The 19,640-nt window shown below is 68.4% G+C and carries 17 protein-coding genes; 5 read left to right on the forward strand and 12 right to left on the reverse strand.

The features are described 5' to 3' along the window. Positions 1-402: 402 nt before the first annotated feature. The 10 genes from ggt to ACQY4T_RS05270 all read right to left on the reverse strand — a co-directional run bounded on the left by ggt (position 403) and on the right by ACQY4T_RS05270 (position 11,916). Complete coding sequence (ggt, locus tag ACQY4T_RS05225) at positions 403-2,343, reverse strand: gamma-glutamyltransferase (RefSeq protein ID WP_428538604.1); 1,941 nt, start codon at positions 2,341-2,343, stop codon at positions 403-405. Positions 2,344-2,362: 19 nt separating this feature from the next. Then, complete coding sequence (locus ACQY4T_RS05230; protein WP_428538606.1) at positions 2,363-2,866, reverse strand: DUF29 domain-containing protein; 504 nt, start codon at positions 2,864-2,866, stop codon at positions 2,363-2,365. A gap of 173 nt (positions 2,867-3,039) precedes the next feature. After that, positions 3,040-3,570 (reverse strand): phosphate-starvation-inducible PsiE family protein, encoded by a 531-nt coding sequence (locus tag ACQY4T_RS05235; protein WP_428538608.1) that lies wholly within the window; start codon positions 3,568-3,570, stop codon positions 3,040-3,042. A 315-nt stretch (positions 3,571-3,885) separates the two neighbouring features. Next, positions 3,886-5,247: an aspartate aminotransferase family protein gene (locus ACQY4T_RS05240; RefSeq protein WP_428538610.1), complete on the reverse strand. Its 1,362-nt coding sequence runs from the start codon at positions 5,245-5,247 to the stop codon at positions 3,886-3,888. A 187-nt stretch (positions 5,248-5,434) separates the two neighbouring features. Next, positions 5,435-5,806 carry an RES family NAD+ phosphorylase gene (locus ACQY4T_RS05245; protein WP_428538612.1) on the reverse strand — a complete coding sequence of 124 codons (372 nt, stop codon included), beginning with the start codon at positions 5,804-5,806 and terminating at the stop codon, positions 5,435-5,437. Further along, entirely contained in the window at positions 5,737-6,492 is a 756-nt protein-coding gene (locus ACQY4T_RS05250; RefSeq protein ID WP_428538614.1) for an antitoxin Xre/MbcA/ParS toxin-binding domain-containing protein, read from the reverse strand. Before ACQY4T_RS05250 ends, ACQY4T_RS05245 begins: the two co-directional genes overlap by 70 nt. A gap of 96 nt (positions 6,493-6,588) precedes the next feature. Continuing rightward, on the reverse strand, positions 6,589-7,971 hold the full coding sequence (locus tag ACQY4T_RS05255; protein ID WP_428538616.1) for a DUF2252 domain-containing protein: 1,383 nt from the start codon (positions 7,969-7,971) through the stop codon (positions 6,589-6,591). A 116-nt stretch (positions 7,972-8,087) separates the two neighbouring features. Next, positions 8,088-8,540 (reverse strand): phosphatidylglycerophosphatase A family protein, encoded by a 453-nt coding sequence (locus tag ACQY4T_RS05260; RefSeq protein ID WP_428538618.1) that lies wholly within the window; start codon positions 8,538-8,540, stop codon positions 8,088-8,090. A 227-nt stretch (positions 8,541-8,767) separates the two neighbouring features. Continuing rightward, entirely contained in the window at positions 8,768-9,979 is a 1,212-nt protein-coding gene (locus ACQY4T_RS05265; RefSeq protein WP_428538620.1) for an alpha/beta fold hydrolase, read from the reverse strand. Continuing rightward, entirely contained in the window at positions 9,967-11,916 is a 1,950-nt protein-coding gene (locus ACQY4T_RS05270) for a transglycosylase SLT domain-containing protein (protein WP_428538622.1), read from the reverse strand. Before ACQY4T_RS05270 ends, ACQY4T_RS05265 begins: the two co-directional genes overlap by 13 nt. 291 nt (positions 11,917-12,207) lie before the next feature. Between ACQY4T_RS05270 and dapA the strand changes: the two genes are divergently transcribed. The 5 genes from dapA (at position 12,208) to ACQY4T_RS05295 (ending at position 16,242) form a co-directional block, all read left to right on the forward strand. Further along, positions 12,208-13,086, forward strand: a complete 879-nt coding sequence (gene dapA, locus ACQY4T_RS05275) for a 4-hydroxy-tetrahydrodipicolinate synthase (protein ID WP_428538624.1) — start codon at positions 12,208-12,210, stop codon at positions 13,084-13,086. Positions 13,087-13,144: 58 nt separating this feature from the next. Beyond that, a complete protein-coding gene (smpB, locus tag ACQY4T_RS05280; protein ID WP_428538626.1) occupies positions 13,145-13,627 on the forward strand; it encodes an SsrA-binding protein SmpB in 483 nt (160 codons plus the stop codon). A gap of 476 nt (positions 13,628-14,103) precedes the next feature. Continuing rightward, positions 14,104-14,373, forward strand: a complete 270-nt coding sequence (locus ACQY4T_RS05285) for a hypothetical protein (RefSeq protein ID WP_428538628.1) — start codon at positions 14,104-14,106, stop codon at positions 14,371-14,373. Between the two features lie 58 nt (positions 14,374-14,431). Further along, positions 14,432-15,346, forward strand: coding sequence for a retroviral-like aspartic protease family protein (locus ACQY4T_RS05290; RefSeq protein WP_428538630.1), 915 nt, complete (start codon positions 14,432-14,434; stop codon positions 15,344-15,346). Next, positions 15,343-16,242, forward strand: coding sequence for a LysR family transcriptional regulator (locus ACQY4T_RS05295; protein WP_428538632.1), 900 nt, complete (start codon positions 15,343-15,345; stop codon positions 16,240-16,242). The genes ACQY4T_RS05290 and ACQY4T_RS05295 overlap by 4 nt, the downstream gene beginning before the upstream one ends. 77 nt (positions 16,243-16,319) lie before the next feature. Here ACQY4T_RS05295 and ACQY4T_RS05300 read toward each other — a convergent pair whose 3' ends face one another. Then, positions 16,320-17,045 carry a 2OG-Fe dioxygenase family protein gene (locus tag ACQY4T_RS05300; RefSeq protein WP_428538634.1) on the reverse strand — a complete coding sequence of 242 codons (726 nt, stop codon included), beginning with the start codon at positions 17,043-17,045 and terminating at the stop codon, positions 16,320-16,322. Continuing rightward, positions 17,020-19,512, reverse strand: coding sequence for a mechanosensitive ion channel domain-containing protein (locus ACQY4T_RS05305; RefSeq protein ID WP_428538636.1), 2,493 nt, complete (start codon positions 19,510-19,512; stop codon positions 17,020-17,022). The genes ACQY4T_RS05300 and ACQY4T_RS05305 overlap by 26 nt, the downstream gene beginning before the upstream one ends. Between the last annotated feature and the right edge of the window lie 128 nt (positions 19,513-19,640).

The raw sequence follows: 19,640 nt of genomic DNA on the forward strand, positions 1-19,640 counted from the left end.
TGGGCTCGGCTGCGCGGGCGGGTTGGCGGGGCGGGCGGGCTGCGCGGACTGGCTGCGCGGACTGGCTGCGCGGGGCGGCCGGCGAGCTGGCTGGCGGGGGGCTGCGTGGGTCGGCTGCGCGGACTGGCTGCGCGGGGTGGCCGGCGAGCTGGCTGGCGGATGCTGCGCGGGTTGGCTGCGCGGGCGGGTTGGCTGCGCGGGCGGGTTGGCTGCGCGGGTGAGTTGGCGGGCTGGCGGCCGGGCTGGCTACGTGGGTCGGCTGCGCGGACTGGCTGTCTGGCTGGCTGGCGGGTTGGCTGCGAGTTGGATGCGCGGGTTGGCCGCGTGGGCTTGCGGACATGATCGCGGGGGCTGGTCGGTGTTGTCCGGCGGCCCGCTCGGCGGGATGGGAGGGCGCGGCGGTCAGGGGGCCAGGGCGACCCCGGCGGGACGGCGGGAGTCGTTGGCACCGAAATACACGGAGGGCGGCGCCGCATGGGTGGCGACGGCGTCGGCGGCTGACGCCATCGATCTCACGCCGGTCGGTTTCACGTCCATCGATGGCTTGGGCGCCGAGGCGTCCGATCCCGCATGCGGGGGTTGCGCAAGGCCCAAGGCGCCCGAGGCGATCAGTTCGACCGCGCCGGAGGGTTGCTGGCGGCGGATCTGATAGCCCATCTGGCGCAGCATTGCCTCGGTGTCGGGCGACAGCGCGAAGCGTTCGGCATACAGCAGGTCGGGCAGCCATTGCTGGTGCAGGCGGGGTGCGTCCACCGCCTCTTGCGCGTTCATACCGTAGTCGATCATGTTCAAGATGGTCTGCACGACCGCAGTGATGATGCGCGGCCCTCCGGGTGAGCCCAGCACCATCTGGACCCGGCCATCGCGCAGCACGATGGTCGGGGCCATCGAGGACAGCGGGCGCTTGCCGGCGGCGATGGCGTTGGCCTCGCCCTGCACCAGGCCGAACTGGTTGGCGACGCCGGGCTTGAGGGTGAAGTCGTCCATCTCGTCATTGAGCAGGAAGCCGGTGTTGCCGGCGATCACGCCGGCGCCGAAGCCGCCATTCAGCGTATAGGTGACGGCGACCGCGCCGCCCGACTTGTCGAGCACCGAGAAATGCGTGGTTTCCTGCGCTTCGCCAGGCGGCGCGACGGCCGGTCCCAGGCTGGCCGACGGCGTCGCGCGGTCGCCGATGGTGCCTCGCAACCGGGCGGCGTAGTCGGTGGACAGCAGGCGGTGCAGCGGGGCGTGCACGAAGTCCGGGTCGCCCAGGTAGGTGTTGCGGTCGAAGAACGCCAGGCGGAACGCCTCGGCCATGACGTGGACGGCTTCGGCGGAGTGGAAGCCGATTTCGTCGAGGTCGTAGAACTGCAGGATGTTGAGGATCTGGCAGACCGTCACCCCGCCGCCCGGCGGCGGCGCGGTCTCGACGACGTAGCCGCGGTAGGGGCAGGTGAGCGGGGCGGCCTCGGTGACGCGATAGGCGGCGAAGTCGGCCGCGGTGAGGATGCCGCCGCCGGCGCGCGAGGCGGCCTCGACCTGGCGCGGAATGTCGCCTTTGTAGAACGCGTCGGGACCGTGGTCGGCGATGGCCTGCAGGGTGGCCGCGAGGTCGGGCTGGCGGAGCCGGTCGCCGGCCTGCAGGGCTGAACCGTCGGGGCGCAGGAAGCTGCCGGCGGCGGCTCGGTTGCGGCGCAGCAGTGATGCGCCTCGGGCCAGGATGTCGGCGTCGGCGGCGGTCAGGGTGAAGCCCTGGCGGGCCAGGCGGATCGCCGGGGCCATGACGGCGGCGCGCGACATGGTGCCGTATTTCACCAGCGCGGTATCCAGGCCGAGCACCGAACCGGGCACGCCGGCGGCCTTCCAGCCGCGCAGGCTGGCGCCGGGGATCGGGTTGCCGTCGGCGTCGAGGTACATGTTGCGCGCGGCGGCGGCGGGGGCGGTTTCGCGGAAATCCAGAAAGACGTCGCGCCCGTTGGGGTGTCCGTCGGGCCGGGCATTGGGGCGTTCGTCGAGGCGGCTATCGGGGCGGCCATCGGGGCGTTCGTCGAGGTGGCTATTGGGGCGCCCGTCGGGGTGTCCTTCGGAGCGGCCATCGGGCAGATGTGCGGTTAGGAAGCCGCCGCCACCGATATTGCCGCAACAGGGATTGACCACCGCCTCGGCGTAGCCCACGGCGACGGCGGCATCGATGGCGTTGCCGCCCTGGCGCAGGATGTCCACGCCGGCCTCGGCCGCGAGGCGCTGGGCGGAGACCACCAGGCCGGTGGTGGATTCGGTGGGTGGGGGCGATGCCGCGTTGGCGGCGACGGCCAGCAGGCAGAGCGCCAGGGCGGCGGCTTGGACCAGGGGCCGGATCATCGGTCGGATCGGGCTTGGGTCACTGATGGCGGCTGCTCCGGGACGCTGGTTCGGGCGGGTCGAACGCCCGTGCGGCGTCGACCGTCCAGGGTGATGTCGCGGGAAAGCGCGCCGCCGGCAGCCCGGTTTCGCGCGCCGCCCGCCGGATTGCGTCCGGGTAGGCCGACGCGGCCAGGGTGTCGGCCTGGCGGCCGAGGCTGGGGATGCTATCGAGCAGGGAGCGGATTTCGCTTTGCTGTTCGAGGATGGTGGTGACCCAGCCGCGCGTCAGCCGGCCTGGCTGGAACTGGCATTGCAGCAGGTGGAGCAGCAGGACAACGAGCCGGGAGCGCAGTTCCCGCCGATCGCGGATGGTCATCTCTGTCAGGTAGTCGATCAGATTGGTCCGATCGAGGCGGTTCAGCCTGCCGTTGGTCAAGGCGGCGACCTGCGCCGCGATCCATGCGTGCTCGTCTTGGTGGTAGAGCGCCTGATCGGGGTGCGGGTCGTGCGTTCCGGTCGGCAGCGGCGTGACTTTCGGCATCGGACACCTCCATCGCATCGACGAGATTAGCCGAAACGCGGCGCAAGCCAACGGCCTCTGGGCCGGCTATCCTGGTCTCGCTGACATGGGATGGGCATTGGGGCGGCGGGGCATTGGGCGGCTGGTCATTGGGGTGGCTGGCATTGGGGTGGCTGGCATTGGGGTGGCTGGGCTTAGGTCTTGATCGCGGTTTCATCCGGACCTTGTTCGGTGCTGACCGGATCGACGCGGCGCAGCATATAGATCGATGCGACCATCACCAGGATCAGCACCGCCAGGACACCGAGCTCGATCATCGAATTGTGGAATGTCCGCATTGCTTCGTTCGACATGTTGCCCTGCTGGGTGGTCTGCGAGGTTTCCAGGGTGATGACGAGAATGCGCCGGATCGAGGCGATCAGGCCGACGATGAGGAACGGTTCGCAGGTCAGCGCGCCCGAACGCACCGAAACCAGCACGGTGTGCAGGATCTCGACCAGCATGAGCACCACCAGCAGCCGGTCGATCACGACGAAGACCGTGTTGGTGGCGGTCCAGTCGCCGAGACCGGTCCACAGGGTGACCGCCGCGCCGAGGATCACCACGATGCTGGTGGCGCACAGCAGCACCGCCAGGGCGACGTACAATCCGTGCTCGGCCTGCACGAAAATCCGCGTCGAGAACGGGCGCCAGGCGATTTTTTCGTTAGCTTCATCAGTGTCCATGGCGCCGCTATGTGCCCTTCGGGCTGGGGTGTAAATGGCTGCTGCGCGGTTGGCCGCGGCGGTGGGTTGATTTTGCCTTGGCGGCGCGCGGGGTGCCCGAAGTCGGGTTCCTTGCGTGCATCGTTTGGGGTGGTGTGGGGATGCGGGTGGGCGGGTCATTGTGGTTCGAGGGCGGCAAGTCGCGGGTGGGCGGGGCCAGCTCGGCCATGGCACAAGCGAACCCCTGGGCCTGGCGGCGACGCGGCGAGCTCGGATGGGCGTGGCGCGGCGGTTTGGCGTGATTGGCCGGGACGGTCGGGCTGGGGTTATGCCGGGCTAGGTCACGGCCTGGATTGCGTCGGCGATGATCTGCACGATGCGGTCGAGCGTTGCCTCCGGCGTCGGCAGCGGCGGGGCGAGGCACAGCGTGTCGCCGCTGGCGGGCGGCCCGTCGGCGGCGGCGCGCAGGCGCAGGATCAGGCCGCGGTTGGCGGCCTCGGCGACGATGCGGGCGCCTAGGCCCTTGGCCGGGGTCTTGGCGGACTTGTCGGTTACCAGTTCGACGGCGGCGAGCATGCCGATGCCGCGGACTTCGCCGACATCGGGCAGCGAAAGAAGGGTTTGCAGGTTGGCGCGGAAGCGGTCGCCCTGGATTTGCGCGCGATCGACCATGCCTTCGCGGTCGATGATGTCGATGTTGGCGAGGCCGACGGCGCAGCAGACCGGGTGGCCGGAATAGGTGGCGGCGTGCATGAATTTCTCGTCCGCCGGGGCGTCGAGCAGTACGTCCTGCATGTGGCGCGAGATGACCACGCCGCCGAGCGGCAGGTAGCCCGAGGTGACGCCCTTGGCGAACGACATCAGGTCGGGTTTGGTATTCCAGTGGCCGAGGCCGAACCAGGCTCCGGTGCGGCCGAAGCCGGTGATGACCTCGTCGGCGATCAGCAGCACGTGGTGGCGGTCGCAGATTTCCCGCAGACGGGGGAAGTAGGTGGGCGGGGGGACGATGACGCCGCCGGAGCCGATCACCGGTTCGGCGATGATGGCGGCGACGGTGTCGGCGCCTTCGGCCAGGATGGCTTGCTCGACGGCGTCGGCGGCGGCGATGCCGGGGTCGTCGTTGCCGGGCCAGCGGTAGGGGTAGGGTGGGGCGACCTGGAGGAACTCGGGCACCAGGGGGCCGAACATCTTGTGGTAGTTGGGCAGGCTGGTGGCGCTCATGGCGGCCAGGGTGACGCCGTGATAGCCGTAGCGGCGGGAGACAATCTTGACCTTGTTGGGCTGGCCCAGGCGCTTCCAGTGGTAGCGGGCGAACTTGAAGGCGGACTCGTTGGCCTCGGCGCCGGCGGTGGTGAAGTAGACCGCGGCCATGTTGTCGTAGGCCAGGCCGACGATGCGTTCGGCGAGGCGGATCGCCGGTTCGTTGGTGAAGCCGGCATAGGCCGAGGCGTAGGCCAGGGTTTCCATCTGGGACGCGGCGGCGGCGGCGAGTTCGCGGCGGCCGTGGCCGATATTGACGTTCCACAGCGAGGACAGGCCGTCGATGTATTCGCGGCCGTCGGCGGTGCGCAGCATGGCGCCGTGGCCGCTGACGTAGAGTTTCGGGTTGGCGTGGTCGGCGGCGTGGTGCAGCGGGTGGATCAGGTGGCGCTGGTCGGTGGCGACCAGAAGGTCGCTGGTCGATCGAATATCATCCATGCTAGGCGCCTTATGCTACTCATGCTGATCGTAGGGGATCCGCCGTGGGTTTTGAAGCATGCGAACCTGCCGTGTGCGATGCGCAAGGAAATGCCGATGAAGGCGGGAAGCCGGCGTGCTCGGACTGGCTCGAGGACCCAATCGCCCGCGGTTGTCGCGATCGGCTTAGATCGGCGTGACTGATGAGCTAGTGGAACAGCCGCCTGTCCCACCAACAAGGCCGGTGCAAACTGGATTGAAGTCGCGGGAAATCCGGATGGTACTGATTGATCAGATAGTTATGTTCCATGCGAGCGACGATACTGGGCACGATCAGCAGTAAAGATCGCTTGTTGAGCTGCCATGTTTCCCCAAAGGCCCTGGACTCAAACGCGCTCGGATCTGCCCAGAGGGGCATATGAGCGGGTTCAAACGTTTCATATGTCATGCCGTTGGGAATTGTGATCTCGATGAAGTGCTGGTTGGGCGGCATGCTGCCGCTGCCGTGAACTAGCTTTTCGAGCATTGCGGTCGAATAGTGCTGGAGGCGTAGATCATTGGGCTGGCTGGAGTGTTCCAACGGCCCGGGAAGAGCCTGGACCCCGCAGCGTCAAAGATGGGATAAACTCCGTTTGGGTCGCCAATTCGGTACGCTTTTAGAACGCGGTCGAGTTTCTGCGCGGTCACGCAGCCGAACCGTATTGGAGCCTTCCTAAGGATTCCCTCTACGAGCGGCCGGCCGAATTCGTCGGCTATCACGACATCAATGGGACGGCCACCGTCGAGCATGGGATTTGGCCTGAACAAAAAAGCTCGGGCCTCGACGTCGCTGCCCCACACGCGCCGGGCCATTGCCCATACCTCGGCCAATCTGGCGACTTTGGCGCCCTCAGGTTGTGAGAGCCGTGAGTTCTGGGTTCCGGAGCGTGGCAGATATGTTCTCGTCCGGGGTGCGCCCGAGGCTTTCTGCGCCTCTGAAAAAGGGATGTATCTCCGGGTGCGTGGGCCAGGCAGATCCGAAGACAACCAGAGATCTTTTCGAAGCAGGACGGCTTTTCTCCGTTTCGCCAAGATTGGTCTGGATACGAACCTGTAAACAAAGTCTTTGTCATTGGGGGCCACCTGACGAGCCAAGCTTTCCAGTGCGCTCAGGGGAAGCCCTTCTGTCACCGCGCGGCTGATCCACAGGGCCGACCGGGTCTTTCCCCGGGGAACGTTGATACCCAACACACGCGCGGTTTCAGCTTCCGCTATCACGGTTTTCACCTCATTGCCCAGGTGAGACAATCTATTGCGTCAGATGATTCCTGGCGACCGCACCGCGTAGCCTGAGGCAAACAAATGCGATGTTCCTCCGATCAATCAGGGAGAGGCCCCGCTGGCGTCGATCTGGCCGGCCTTGATGGCTTCCAGGAACAGCCGCCAGTCGGCGTTGGTTTGCGCCGCGTAGGCCATGGCGAAGCCGGCGATGGCGGATTCGAAGGCGGTGCTGGTGCCGATGTAGCCGGCGATGCGGGCGGCGTCGCCGGAGCGGGCGTGGGCGCGGGCGAGGGTGACGCCGCACAGCGTGGCGTGGAACGACAAGGCGCCCTCGGCGAGGTCCTCGCCGATCAGCGCCAGGCGGCTGTCCTTCAACTGGCGGATGTAGCATTGCTGGTCGTCGCCGCGATCCTCGGTCCAGCCAAGGAAACTGTCGGGCAGGGTCTGCATGATACGCTGTCCGACCACCACGCGCTGGCCCTGGTTGCGATAGACGCTGGGGCCGGCGTACGGCGCCAGCACCGAGGCCTGGGCCTCTTTCAGTTGCAGCAGCAGGGTCTGGTCGTCGCGGGTGACGAACAGGCCGATGGCGCAGAACGTGCCGACGCTGCCGACGCCGACGACCTTGAAGGCGACATCGGCGAGTTCGTAGCGGTCGAGCAGGATGCGGCGTTCCTCGGGCAGCGACAGCTTGTAGGAATCGAAGGCGGTGCGGGCGACGATTTCATGGGTGTCGTCGCGCTGGCCGGACAGCGGGAAGATCAGCGGCGGCTTGTCCTTGATGCGCCACTGGCCCTTGGTTTTTTCGATCAGCTTGGGGTAGCCGGCGTGGCCGGCCTCGACCGCGGTGTGCAACCGCTTCAGTTCGCGCTCGCGCAGTTTTGGCTCTGCGATGCTGTCGATCACGTCGGTGACGTCGACGCGTGAGCGCCAGGCGTCGAGCGGGGCGAGGCGGACCAGTTGCTGCATGTGGCGGCGGTAGGCCTGCGCCACGGCGGCGGCGAGGTGGTGGGCGGCGCGGTCGCCGAGGACGCGGGTCTGGGCGCTGACCGCGAAGCTGGCGGCGAGGCGCTTGAGGTCCCACTCGAACGGTGCGGGCAGGGTTTCGTCGAAGTCGTTGACGTCGAACACCGGGGTGCCCTCGGGCGAGGCGAAGCTGCCGAAATTGGCCAGGTGGCAGTCGCCGCAGGCCTGCACCCAGAGGCCGGTGGTGGGGGTTTCGGCGAGGTCGGCGTTCATGATCGCGGCGGCGCCGCGGAAGAAGCCGAACGGGGAGGCGCGCATGCGGTCGTAGCGGATCGGCAGCAGGCTGGCGATGCGGTGGCGGCCGGACTCGATCAGCAGGTCGATCGGGTCGTGGCGGGTGGCGGGGGGTTTCCAGTGGGCGTGCGCGCTGCGCGGCACGGTCTTGCGCAGGGCCTGGCCGATGTGACGGCGCTCCGCCGCGGGCAGGACGATTGCCGTGGGCATATGCTCCAAGGGCATTGGGGCGTTCCGGAGGGTTGCAGAATATCACATCGTGTAGTGGACAAATCGCAAGTGTCAAATGCACGCGGCGGCACTATTTGCGCGGTCAATCGGGGTGGTCCGTCTTGGTTTTGTCACATCAACCATTCTGGGCGTAACAGTCGCACAGTGATCAGCGGGATGGCGGCGATCAGGCCGGCGATGACGTCGTCGGCCATGATGGCGAAGGCGCCGTGGCGGCGGTCTGCCCAGCCGATGGGGCCGAGTTTGGTGATGTCGAACAGGCGGAAAAGCACGAAGGCGGCGAGCAGGCCGGGCAGGGTGGGGCGGGCCAAGGCGAGGACTGTGATCCACTGGCCGGCGAATTCGTCGATCACGACCCAGCCGGGATCGCCCTCGATGGCGGCTTTGCGGATGGCCAGGGTGCCCCCGATGGTGGCTGCCGCCGCGGCGAGGGCGAGCAGCCAGGGCGAGATCGACAGGAACGCCGCGCCGGTGATGACGGCGGCGGCGGATGCGACGGTGCCGGCGGCGAGCGGGGCGTTGCCGGTGCCGAAGCCGGCGGCGATGAAGCGGGCGAGGGTCATGCGCCGGGTCATGGGTTGGCGGATGGACTGCGGGTGGTCATGGGTTGCGGGGGGCAACTCGTGGGTGGCCGGGCCCGGCCATGACACCACGGGCGCGGCGGGCATGGGGCATGGGGCAGCGGTTCTTCATGGGTTGCGGTGGGCAACTCGTGGGTGGTCGGGCCAGGGCCGGCCATGACACCACGGGCGTGGCGGGCACGGAATTGGGGGCATGGGGCTGCGGGTGGTCATGGGTTGCGGGCGAGAAAGTCGCGGATCGCGGCTAGGACCGGAGGTTCGGTCAGGATCGGCGCGTGGCCGATGCCGGGCAGCGAGACGACCTCCATGTCGGGGTGGACGGCTTGCATGCGGCTGACGGTGCCGGGTAGCAGGATGTTGCTGACGGCGCCGCGGACCAGCAGCACCGGCAGATCGGTCAGCGCGCCGAATAGCGGCCACAGGTCGGGCGGCGGCCGGTTCAGCAGTTTGGCGATCGCGGTGTCCCAGTTCGGGTGCCATCGGCCGCCGGCGCCGACCCGGTAGGTGAGTTCGGCCATATGGCGCCAGGCGGCGTCGGAGTGCAGCGACATCGGCGGCAGGCTGGCGCGCAGCAGGGCGACGCAGGCGTCGAGGCTGGGCAAAGCGGGGTCGTGGGCGACGAAGTCGCGCACGAAGTCGGCGCCGTCGCCGGCGATGTCCGGGCCGATGTCGTTCAGCACGACGGCGTGGACCAGGCTGGGCTTGGCGGCGGCGAGGCCCATGGCGAGCAGGCCGCCGAAGCTGGTGCCGATGATCACCGCGCGGTGGATGTGCAGCGCGGCGCAGACGTCCATGACGTCGCGCAGGCAGGCCTCCGGGGCGTAGCGGTTGACATCGCGGGAGCGGCCGGAGTCGCCGCGGCCGGGGTAGTCGAGGGTGACGACGCGGCGATCGCGGCCGATCTCGGCGGCCAGAGCGTCGAAGTCGGCGCCGGTGCGGACCAGGCCGGGCAGGCAGAGGACCGGCGGCTTGGGGTGACCGGCGCGGCGATCCGCGTCGCAGCGGGCGTCCGGTTGAGCGTCTGGCTGGGCGTCCCCGCGGGCGTCCCGGTGGGTGTCGCCACTCGCTTCCCGGTAGGCGTCTCCGTGGGTGTCGCGATGGGTGTCCCCATGGGTGTCGCGATGATTGTCACGGTGGGCGTCGCGATTGGTTTCCCGGTAGGCGTCTCCGTGGATGTCGCGATGGGTGTCCCCGTGGGTGTCGTGATGGTTGTTACGGTGGGCGTCGCTGTGGGTGTCCCGGTGGGCGTCGTGTTGGGTGTCGCTGTGGGCTTCGTGTTGGGCGTCGTGTTGGGTGTCGCGGTGGGCTTCGTGTTGGGCGTCGAGGTGCGTGTCGCGATGGGGGTCGCGATGGGCGTTCCATTGGCGGACCTGTAGCGGCAGGTGGTCCCAGGCGCTGATGCGGTGGATCAGCGGGTCCAAGGCGTGGCGGTCAGGATCGGGGTGGGGTCGTGGCGGGCGGCGCGATACATCACCACGTTCTCGGTCACCCGCTGGACGTAGTTGCGGGTCTGGCCGACCGGGATCAACTCGATCCAGTCGACCATGTCGATCGGGCCGGTGCGCGGGTCGCCGTTCTGGTCGAGCCACTCGGCGACGCGGCGGGGGCCGGCGTTGTAGGCGGCGGCGGCGAGCGGCAGGCAGTTGTCGAAGCGGGTCAGCATGTCCCCGAGATAGGCGGTGCCGAGCTGGATGTTATGGTTTGGGTCGAGGGTGAGGCTGGCGAGGGAGACGCCGATGCCGAGCTGTTTGGCGACCTCGGACGCGGTGGGCGGCATCAACTGCATCAGGCCGCGGGCGCCGGACGGGCTGAGCGCGGCGATGTCGAAGCTGCTTTCCTGGCGCATGATGCCCAAAGAGAACGCCGGGTCGGGCGGGGCGGCGACGGCATAGGGCATCGGCCAGCCGGCGTGCGGCAGAGGCAGGCCGTCGCGGCCCATGCGGCGGGCGACGAACACCGCGCCGTCGGGCACTCCGGCTTGCAGCGCGAACACCGCGGTCAGGGTGCGTTCGGCCGGGATCGGGGCGAGTTGGTCCATGCGCACCAGGAACGCTCGGGCGCGGCTTGGGTCGCCCCAGGCGATCAGCCAGGCGGCGGCGCGCAGCACCTCGTGTTCGGTGAAGGCGAGGGCGGTGTCGCGGGTCCAGGTCGGGTCGCTGAGCCGAACGATGCGGGAGGCGGGTTGCTGGCCGAGCGCGAGGGTGGCGAGCTGGCCGTAGAAGGTGGTGGGGAAGGCGGCGGCGGCGGTGAACTCGGGCCTTGGGTCGCGTCCGGCGGCGGCGGCGGATCGCGCCAGCCAGTAGTGGGCTCGGGCCTGGGTGATGATGGCGTGGGCGCCCGCGAGGGTGCGGAAGTGGGGTTCGGCCTTGGCCGGGTCGTGCAGCATGCGCAGGGCGATGAAGCCGGCGAGGAATTCGGCCTCGGCGTGGGTTTCGTCCTCGGTCTGGCGGTGCGCGGCGGTGACGGCGTAGGCGGTAGCGGGGTCGCCGTCGTGCAGCAGCTTGCGGGCGAGCAGGTTGCGTTCGGCCCAGAACGCGGCCGGATCGTCGGCATCCGGGGTGTGGATCAGCAGGGCGGCGGCTTCGGCGTCGTGGTTGGCGTGGCGTAGCGCGCGGGCACGGTCCAGGGTCAGGCCGGGGTCGTCGCGCTGGTTGGGGGGCAGGGCGGCGACCAGGGATTCGGTGACCGGGTCGTCGCGTTTGGCGGCGAGGCGGGCCGCGGCGGCGGCGTGGTGGGCGGGATCGAGGCGGACGATCTGGCGGGTGGCGGCGGCGGGGTCGATGCGCCAGCCGAGGCGCTGGAAGCGGGCCCACTGGTCGTCTTCGGTGGCGATGCCGGGCCAGCGGGCGAGGAAGTCGGCCTCGGCGGGGGCGGTGTCGATGGCGTCTATCCAGGCGCGGCGGGCCAGGGCGTCGGCCTCGGCGGTGCGCCCGGTGTTGGCGGTGGCGCGGGCGCAGCGCAGCAGGGCGGCGGCGAGGGTCGGGGCGCGGGTGCATTGGGCGAGCACGGCGGCGTCGTCGGGGTCGGCGGCGAGGGCTTCCTGGCGGCGGCGTTGCAGCATGGCCTGGTCGGGCCAGTCGGGGTTTTGGGTGATGAAGTCGGCGATTTCGGAGGCGGTGGCGGCGCCGGGGGCGCGCAGGCGGAGGTAGAGGATGAGCTTTTCCGCCACCGGGTCGGCGAACTGGGCGGCGTCGGCCTGGGCGTCGGTCCAGCGGTCGGCGCGGACCGCGGCGAGTGGGTTGGCGGCTTGCGGGTTGGCGGTTTGTGGGTTGGCGGCTTGCGGGTTGGGTTGTGCGCCGGCTTCGGCCGCGGGCCAGGCGGCGAGCAGGACGAGGGCGAGGCGGATGCTTGGGCGCATGGCCGCCTTCTAGACCAGTTTCGGCATGATTGTGCATGCCGAAATGGTCTAGAACTTTGTTTTGTCCCATGATTCACGCACTTTGAACATTCCGCCCAAGCTGCGATCATGCTTCTGGTATCGCGCGTCATGGCAGCGCGATGGTTTTGTTTAGGTATCCGGTCCAGGCACCGAATCGTCGACGCGTTGGGTCTGGCGCCGCTCCGCGACCGGATGCCGGCCTTGCGGCGCATCGATCACGCGCCTAGGTTCCGCGTCCTTATATCGGCTGAATCCGGGCGGGAGAGGGACATGTTCAAGGGATCGCTGGTCGCGCTGATCACCCCCATGCGGGACGACGGGTCGGTCGATGAGAAGGCCTATGCCGCGCTGGTGGACTGGCAGATCAAGGAGGGCACCCAGGGACTGATCCCGGTGGGCACCACCGGCGAAAGCCCGACCTTGTCGCACCAGGAGCACCGCCGGGTGGTGGAGATCGCCATCGAGGTGGCGCACGGCCGGGTGCCGGTGATCGCCGGGGCCGGTTCGAACAGTACAGAAGAGGCGATCGCGCTGACCCGGCACGCCAAGGAAGCCGGGGCGGATGCGGCGCTGGTGGTGACGCCCTATTACAACAAGCCGACGCAGGAGGGGATGTATCTGCATTTCCGCGCCATCGCCGACGCGGTGGAACTGCCAATCATCATCTATAACATTCCGCCTCGGTCGGTGGTGGACATGAGCGTGGAGACGATGGGGCGGCTCGCCAAGCATCGCAACATCGTCGGCGTGAAGGACGCGACCGCCGACCTGAAGCGGCCGCTGCACACGCGGCGGGCGTGTGGCGAGGATTTCTGCCAGTTGTCGGGGGAGGATCATACCGCGCTGGCGTTCAACGCCGCGGGCGGGGTGGGCTGCATCAGCGTGACCGCGAACGTGGCGCCTCGGCTGTGCGGGGAGATGCAGGCGGACTGGGCCGAGGGGCGGGTGGTGCAGGCGATGGCGGTGCAGCACCGGTTGCTGGCGCTGCACGACGCGCTGTTCGCCGAGACCAGTCCGGCGCCGGTGAAGTATGCGGCGTCGCTGCTGGGCAAGACGTCGGAACGCTGCCGGTTGCCGCTGGCGCCGATCGGCGAGGTGACTCGGGTTCGGGTCAAGGCGGCGATGGCCGAGGCGGGGTTGTTGAACTGAGGGTTCGGGTGGTGGCAAAGTCGTGGGTGGCCGGGCCGATGCCGGCCATGACGGGTTGATGGCTGAGAGCAAGAAAAAGGGCCTGATCTCGCACGGCGTGGCGGCGCAGAACCGCAAGGCGCGGTACGACTATTCCATCAAGGATACGGTGGAGGCGGGGCTCGTGCTGAAGGGGCCGGAGGTGAAGTCGCTGCGGCTGGGGCGGGCGACCTTGACCGAGGCCTGGGCGGGCGAGCGCGAGGGCGAGATGTGGCTGTTCAGCGCCTATATCCCGGAATACCAGGGTGGGGTGCTGTCGCGGTTCGAGCCTCGGGCGCCGCGCAAGTTGTTACTTAAGAAGAAGCAGATCGTTCAGTTGCTGGGGGCGGTGTCGAAGCAGGGCGCGACGCTGGTGCCGTTGCAGATCCATTTCAACGACCAGGGGCGGGCGAAGGTGCTGCTGGGGGTTGGCGTGGGGCGGCAGAAGCAGGACAAGCGGGAGGCGATCAAGGACCGGGATTGGAAGCGGGACAAGGCGCGGTTGATGAGTGCTCGGGGGTAGCGGTCGGGTAATGGCTGGAGGTCCGGGTGTAGATGGCAAACCTGGCGGTGAAAAATGTGCGCCTGGAGCCTTGGATTGGGAGGAGGGCCGGGCTGGTCTTCGACAGTCATTTTTCTCAAGTTATGGAGAACGTTGGCCAACCGGCGTAGTATTGAAGGTCTTGGCTGGGCATCGAAGGTCTTGGCTCGCCCAGGCGGGTGGATCTCGTCCCGCATCATCGAGGGTTTGTCAGATCTGTTTTCGAGTTTGGCCTGTTTTCGGGGATGGCCTGTTTTCGGGATGGCCTGCCAGATCCGCTTGTTAGGCGGTCTTCCAGATTATTTGGTGGTTTCCCGAGTTTTCTTGGATGGCTGATCGGACTTGATCGCTGTGCGGAAGTCGCGGGACTTCGCCGCGGTCCACGGCGTGTTTCCGCTGACTGATTTTCACCTGCCAAGCCGTCCTGGACGCCGCGGCGGATCCGCTGGCCACGCGCCGTGGACGCCGCGGCTGATCTCCGCTGGGGCTGTGACGCCTTCCGCGACCCAGATTTGGCGCTGTTGGCCCAGGTCGGGCTTGCCGGCGAGGGCGACAATACGCTTGGCATTTTCGCGCGACCTGCCGCGGCGCGTCTCGCCGGGCCGATTATTACTCTAGCGCACGAGCCGGAGCTGCTGCTACTCGACGGACCGTTCGGCGCGCTGGATCATTTCACACGCGAGCAGCCGCGGCAGGTCGTGCAGACCCTTCGGCCAGAAGGAGGCTGACATCAGGGAGGCTGACATCGGCTTTTGGCTCCGTTGCTTCCCGAACCCCGATTTCCGCATGTCCGGCCGGGTATTCCTGCTGCTGCTGGCGGCGATCCTGGCGCGCTGCGCGACACCGCCCGGGACCGATTGCAGACTGACAATGGTCGCCCGGATGCCGTTGGCGGTGCAGGATCATCTGCTGGTGGTGCCGGGCGGCATCAACGGCAAGGAGGTTCACCTGGTGGTCGATAGCGGGGCGGAGCGGACCACGATCAGCGACGAAGTGGCGCGGCGCCTCGGGCTGCCGCCGGACGCAAGGTACGTCAACCGAGCGCTGGGCGTCGGCGGTGTGACGACGACGACCGATGTCAGCGTCCAGCGGCTGGTTTTGGGCGGGGTGCATTTCCCGCTCGATCGGATCGCGGTCGGGTCGTTCAATCTGCGCACCACGACCGGGCTGGACGCGGATGGTCTGCTGGGCGCCGACATCCTGCTGGCGTTCGACATGGACATCGACGTGCCGGCGGGCAGGCTCACGCTGTATCGGCGGCGGATCTGTGCCGATATGCGGCCACCCTGGACCGATCCGGCGATCGAGATCACCGGGGTCAGGGCGCGCCGGGACCGCCTGCTGGTGCCGTTCCAACTGGATGATGTGCCCGGCATGGCGATCCTGGATACCGGGGCGCAGGGCAACGTCATCGGCATCGACATGGCGCGTCGCATGGGACTGGATCAGCGGAGCTTGGCCAATGATCCCGCGGTGCGCCAGCACGGCGTGGGCCCTGGGGAAACCATCTCGCGCCTGCATCAGTTCCGCTCGCTGCGGATCGGGCCGGTGGTCCAGCAGCAGCCCCGGATCACCGTGATGACAGCCGATTTCGGGGTCGGCGACGCGTTGATCGGCGAGCAGTTCCTGTACCGCCGGCGCGTCTGGGTGGCGTTCCACAGCCGCCAGATCTTCGTCTCGCAACGCACCGATCAGCCATGATCGACAAGCTGGAAATGCTGCTGGCACTGGCGCGCGAACAGCATTTCGGCCGCGCCGCGGAGTCGTGCGGGGTCACCCAGCCGACCTTGTCGGCCGGGCTGAAGCAGCTCGAGGAGGGCTTCGGCGTGCTGCTGGTGCAACGCCAGTCGCGCTTCATCGGCTTCACACCGGAAGGACTGCGGGTGCTGGACTGGGCGCGCCGCATCGTCGGCGACTACCGCGCCATGCGCGACGAGATCCGGGCGCTGAAACGCGGCCTGGCCGGGCATCTGCGCATCGCCGCGGTGCCCACCGCGTTGCCGATCGTCTCGACCCTGACGACCCCGCTGCATGTCGCCCACCCCGAGGTGCTGTTCACCATCCTGTCGCGCAACTCGATCGAGATCCTGACCTTGCTGGACAATCTCGAGGTCGATGCCGGGCTTTCCTACGTCGACAACGAACCGCTGGGACGCGCCCGGGCAATCCCGCTGTATCATGAGCGTTACCGGCTGCTGGTGGCCGCCGACCGCCCGCTGGGCGACCGGGCTTCGGTCGGCTGGGCCGAGGTGGCCAGTGTGCCGCTGTGCCTGCTGACGCCGGACATGCAGAACCGTCGGATCATCGACCGGCGGCTGCGCGACGCCGGGGTGGAACCGGCGCCGACGCTGCAATCGAACTCCATGGTGGTGTTGTTCTCCCACGTGCGCACCGGGCAGTGGGCGAGCGTGATGCCGGCGCTGCTGGCCGAGACGATGGGCTTGCAGGCGCCGATCCGAGCGATCCCGATCGAGGATCCGATCTTGCCGCCGACGATCGGATTGATCTATCCGCAGCGCGAGCCGTTGACCCCGCTGACCGCCGCGCTGGTCACCGAGGCGCGACGGGTCGGGCCGGGATGGATGCAGACGCTATGATGACCTGCCGGTGGCGTGCGAGCGCTTTTTGCTGGCATCTCCGGAAGCGTTAATCGCGCACTCGAGAATGTCCAGCCTCACGCGCGGCGGAACGTCACCACCAACACGTCGCGAAACCCTGGTTCGGCCGGATCCAGCGGCTGCACCGGGGTCACCCCATGCAGCACCCGCGCATCATCCACCAGCGCGGCATCCAGCGGCTCGGTCAGGGTGAAATCGCCCAGCGTGTGGCCGGCCAGATCGTGCACCGAGGTGACGCCGCTGGCGATGTTGCGGCGATTGACCAGCAGCACCAGCACGTAATCGACGCCATCGCGGTGCATGCCCTCAGGGGTGGGACGGCCTTGCTGGTCGCGACGCGCCTCGATGCGGAACTGATGCACCTCGACGTGCCAATCCGGCGCCGGCGAAACTGGGGCGGGGTTGAGTTCGCCGAACAGCTTGTGGCAAAAGCGCAGGATCGCGGTCATCGAGGCGCCGAGGGCGGCCTGGTCGGTGACCGGTTCGAACCAGCGCTGGATGCCGCCGTTCAGGGTGTTGTAGTCGCGGCTCTGGTAATGCGGCTGGGCCGACTGGCGATGGATCCCGCCGGCGGTCGCCCTGAACACCGCGTGGCGGCGTTTGCGGTAACGCCCGCCATCGGCCATGTAGGTGTCCGCCCCGAGATCGTTCCAACTGGCGGCGAAATCGGCCCAATCGGTAAGCGCGCCGGTCTGGCATAGCAGCGCGCGCATGTCTGGGCCATGCACGAAGCTACGGCCCTCGGTGCGGATCGTGTCAGTCAGCGGCCTGAGCGTGTCCATGGTTGTCGCCTTTTTCAGCCGGGGCCTGGGCCGGCAACGACACCGTCATCGTCGGCACCGGGTTGAAGATCCTGATCCCAAGCTCCTGAAACCGCCGCTTCATGCGCCGGTTGAACTCACGCTGCACGGGCCAACGGCCTGAATCGGTGCAGACCACCTGGCCGACGATGGTCGTCGCCGCGCCGTCCACCTTGTCGACGCCCCATAGCTGGAAGTCGCTCAGCATCTTCGACGACAGGTCGGACTCGGCGCGCATCCCGGCGACGATCGCCTTCAGTTCGTCGGCCACCCGGTCGGTATCCTCATCATACGCGACGCTGACGCTGATCGAGGCGTTGCCCAGCCCGCGGTTGGTGTTGCTGACCGAGGTGACCGAGCTGAACGGGATGATGTGGACCGATCCGTCGCCGGCGCGTAAGCGGATGGTGCGCACCGACAGGTTCTCCACCGTGCCGGTCAGCCCGGACACGGTGACCGTGTCGCCGACCTGCATGGCGTTTTCCAGCAGCAGGAAGATCCCGGTTATCAGGTCCTGCACCAGCTTCTGCGATCCGAAGCCGATGGCCACGCCGACGATGCCGGCACCGGCCAGCAACGGGGCGATGTTGATGCCGATCTCGCTCAGGATCATCAGCCCGGCGATGATCGAAATGGTGATCAGCAACGTGGTGCGCAGCAGCGGCAGCAAAGTGCGCAGTCTGGCGGATTTGGCGAACTGGGCCTGGCGCTGCAGCCGGTCGAGGTGCTGCTGGACGCCGCCGTTGACCGCCTCCCACACGGACAACGCGAGCACGATGGTGACCATCAATGTTCCGACCGCCGACAGGATGCGCACGCCGAGTGCGCTGCCGACCAGCCAGAGGAAGGTGTTCAGGCCGTACAGTTGCAGCAGCCCGAGTACGCACAGGACATAGACGAACAGGCGCAGTGCCAGGGTGACCGCGGGATGGTAGACCTTCAGCCGGGTGCGCATGCCGGCATAGAAGTCCAGCTCAGCTGATCCGGTCCGCATGACCCGGTCGACCACGCCCAGCAGCAGCAGCAGCGCCAGCCGGGCGCCGATCAGCACCAGGGCGGTGACGACGAAATAGTGGATCACCAGGGCAAAGCCGTGCGGCACCTCGATCGCCCAGGCCAGCCAGAGGGCGATCAGGAAGAACAGCGCCACCCAGTGCCAGACCCGCGCGAAGCGGTTGCGGATCGCGGCCAACATGCCGGTGGCGCCGGGCGGGGCGCGCAGCAGGCGGGCTACGGCGTGACGTTTCTGCACCACGATGAACGCCAGCGAGAGGTGCAGCAGCAGGCCGACGAACTTCTCGAACGCGTCGTGGCCGATGTCGGACAGGCCGAGCAGCAGCCCGACCTCGCCGATTGCGTAGCCGAACACCGCGATCAGGATCAGCCGCCGGGTCCAGTGCATCAGGTAGGCAGCCGAACTGTCGCGCAGATGGAACAGTCGCAGGCGGGATTCGCCGGGCGAGAGCAGCATGCGCGCGACGCACAGCAGCGCCACGCAGATCGCGTAGGAGTCGATGATTGCCAGGATGATCAGCCGGCTGACGGTCTGGCCGCCAAGGCTCGATCCGGCGATCAGGTGTCCGACCAGGATGATGCCGAACACCGGCACCAGTTCGAGCACCAGGCGGGCGGTGACCAGCGGCACACGCCTTAACAGGGTCCAGGCCGAGGGGCGCGGCCGGTGGCGGTGGACCGGTGGGTCGGTGTCCTCGGTCTCGGCGTGGATCTGTTGCATGGGCGCCGGCGGTTCGGTTGCCGCCTCGTCCAGGTCGGGTGCCTCGGGGTCGGGCGGGACGGCCGCGTCGGGGATTTCCTGTCGATCCGCCGAACGGACCGCGGGCGCCTGGCCTTCCAGGCGGTGGATCGGCCGTTGCAACGCGCGGCGCAGGCCATACTCGACGGCGACGGCACAGACCAGCACCAGGGCGACCCGCCAGGCGACGTCAAGCAGGATGCCGAGCGCGATCGGGTTGGTCGCCATCACCACCGCCCAGGCATAGAGCAAGGGCAGGCTTTGCACGGCGTTCATCGCCTCTACCGTCTGGGTGCCGACCTGGTTGACGAAGGCCGACGCCGAAAGCAGCACCTGGGCGCCGAGGCTGTCGGGGGCGAGCGGGATGTTGATGCCCTCAACCGTGGTGTGCGGCGGCGCCGGCTTGGCCGGTTCGGCGGGCGCGGCTGCCTGGGTCTGGCTGGCGCCGGATCGCGGTCCCGGCGTGGCGCCGGGTCGCGGGGCTGCGGTGGCCGACGGATGGGTTTTGATGATGGCGTTCAGCGTGGCGGCGAAGGCGGCGCGCTGGGCGGGGTCGTTCAACACGTCCAGCGCCGCGCGGGCCTGCTCGGCCGAGATCGAGGGCGGCGCGGCGGCCTGGGCCGGGGCGGGCTGGTCGGCGGGCTGGGTAGCGGCAGGCTGGGCAGCGGCGGGTTGGGCGGCCGATGGCGCAAGCACGCCCAGGACGATTGCGCACAGGATAAGAGCGACGCGTATCATCCGCCGGGTACGACCACACATGGCGCCGCCCGGTCAATGAGAAACCGGGGCCGGGCGCGGCCGGGCCACTTACCGAAGTGCCAGCT

The sequence above is a fragment of the Rhodopila sp. genome, assembly GCF_965277825.1.
Lineage (GTDB): Bacteria > Pseudomonadota > Alphaproteobacteria > Acetobacterales > Acetobacteraceae > Rhodopila.

Bases quoted from the DNA above. Each gene is read 5' to 3' on its own strand.
- ggt (WP_428538604.1), bottom strand. From the start codon at position 2,343: ATGATCCGGCCCCTGGTCCAAGCCGCCGCCCTGGCGCTCTGCCTGCTG.
- ACQY4T_RS05230 (WP_428538606.1), bottom strand. From the start codon at position 2,866: ATGCCGAAAGTCACGCCGCTGCCGACCGGAACGCACGACCCGCACCCC.
- ACQY4T_RS05235 (WP_428538608.1), bottom strand. From the start codon at position 3,570: ATGGACACTGATGAAGCTAACGAAAAAATCGCCTGGCGCCCGTTCTCG.
- ACQY4T_RS05240 (WP_428538610.1), bottom strand. From the start codon at position 5,247: ATGGATGATATTCGATCGACCAGCGACCTTCTGGTCGCCACCGACCAG.
- ACQY4T_RS05255 (WP_428538616.1), bottom strand. From the start codon at position 7,971: ATGCCCTTGGAGCATATGCCCACGGCAATCGTCCTGCCCGCGGCGGAG.
- ACQY4T_RS05260 (WP_428538618.1), bottom strand. From the start codon at position 8,540: ATGACCCTCGCCCGCTTCATCGCCGCCGGCTTCGGCACCGGCAACGCC.
- ACQY4T_RS05270 (WP_428538622.1), bottom strand. From the start codon at position 11,916: ATGCGCCCAAGCATCCGCCTCGCCCTCGTCCTGCTCGCCGCCTGGCCC.
- dapA (WP_428538624.1), top strand. From the start codon at position 12,208: ATGTTCAAGGGATCGCTGGTCGCGCTGATCACCCCCATGCGGGACGAC.
- smpB (WP_428538626.1), top strand. From the start codon at position 13,145: ATGGCTGAGAGCAAGAAAAAGGGCCTGATCTCGCACGGCGTGGCGGCG.
- ACQY4T_RS05290 (WP_428538630.1), top strand. From the start codon at position 14,432: ATGTCCGGCCGGGTATTCCTGCTGCTGCTGGCGGCGATCCTGGCGCGC.
- ACQY4T_RS05295 (WP_428538632.1), top strand. From the start codon at position 15,343: ATGATCGACAAGCTGGAAATGCTGCTGGCACTGGCGCGCGAACAGCAT.
- ACQY4T_RS05300 (WP_428538634.1), bottom strand. From the start codon at position 17,045: ATGGACACGCTCAGGCCGCTGACTGACACGATCCGCACCGAGGGCCGT.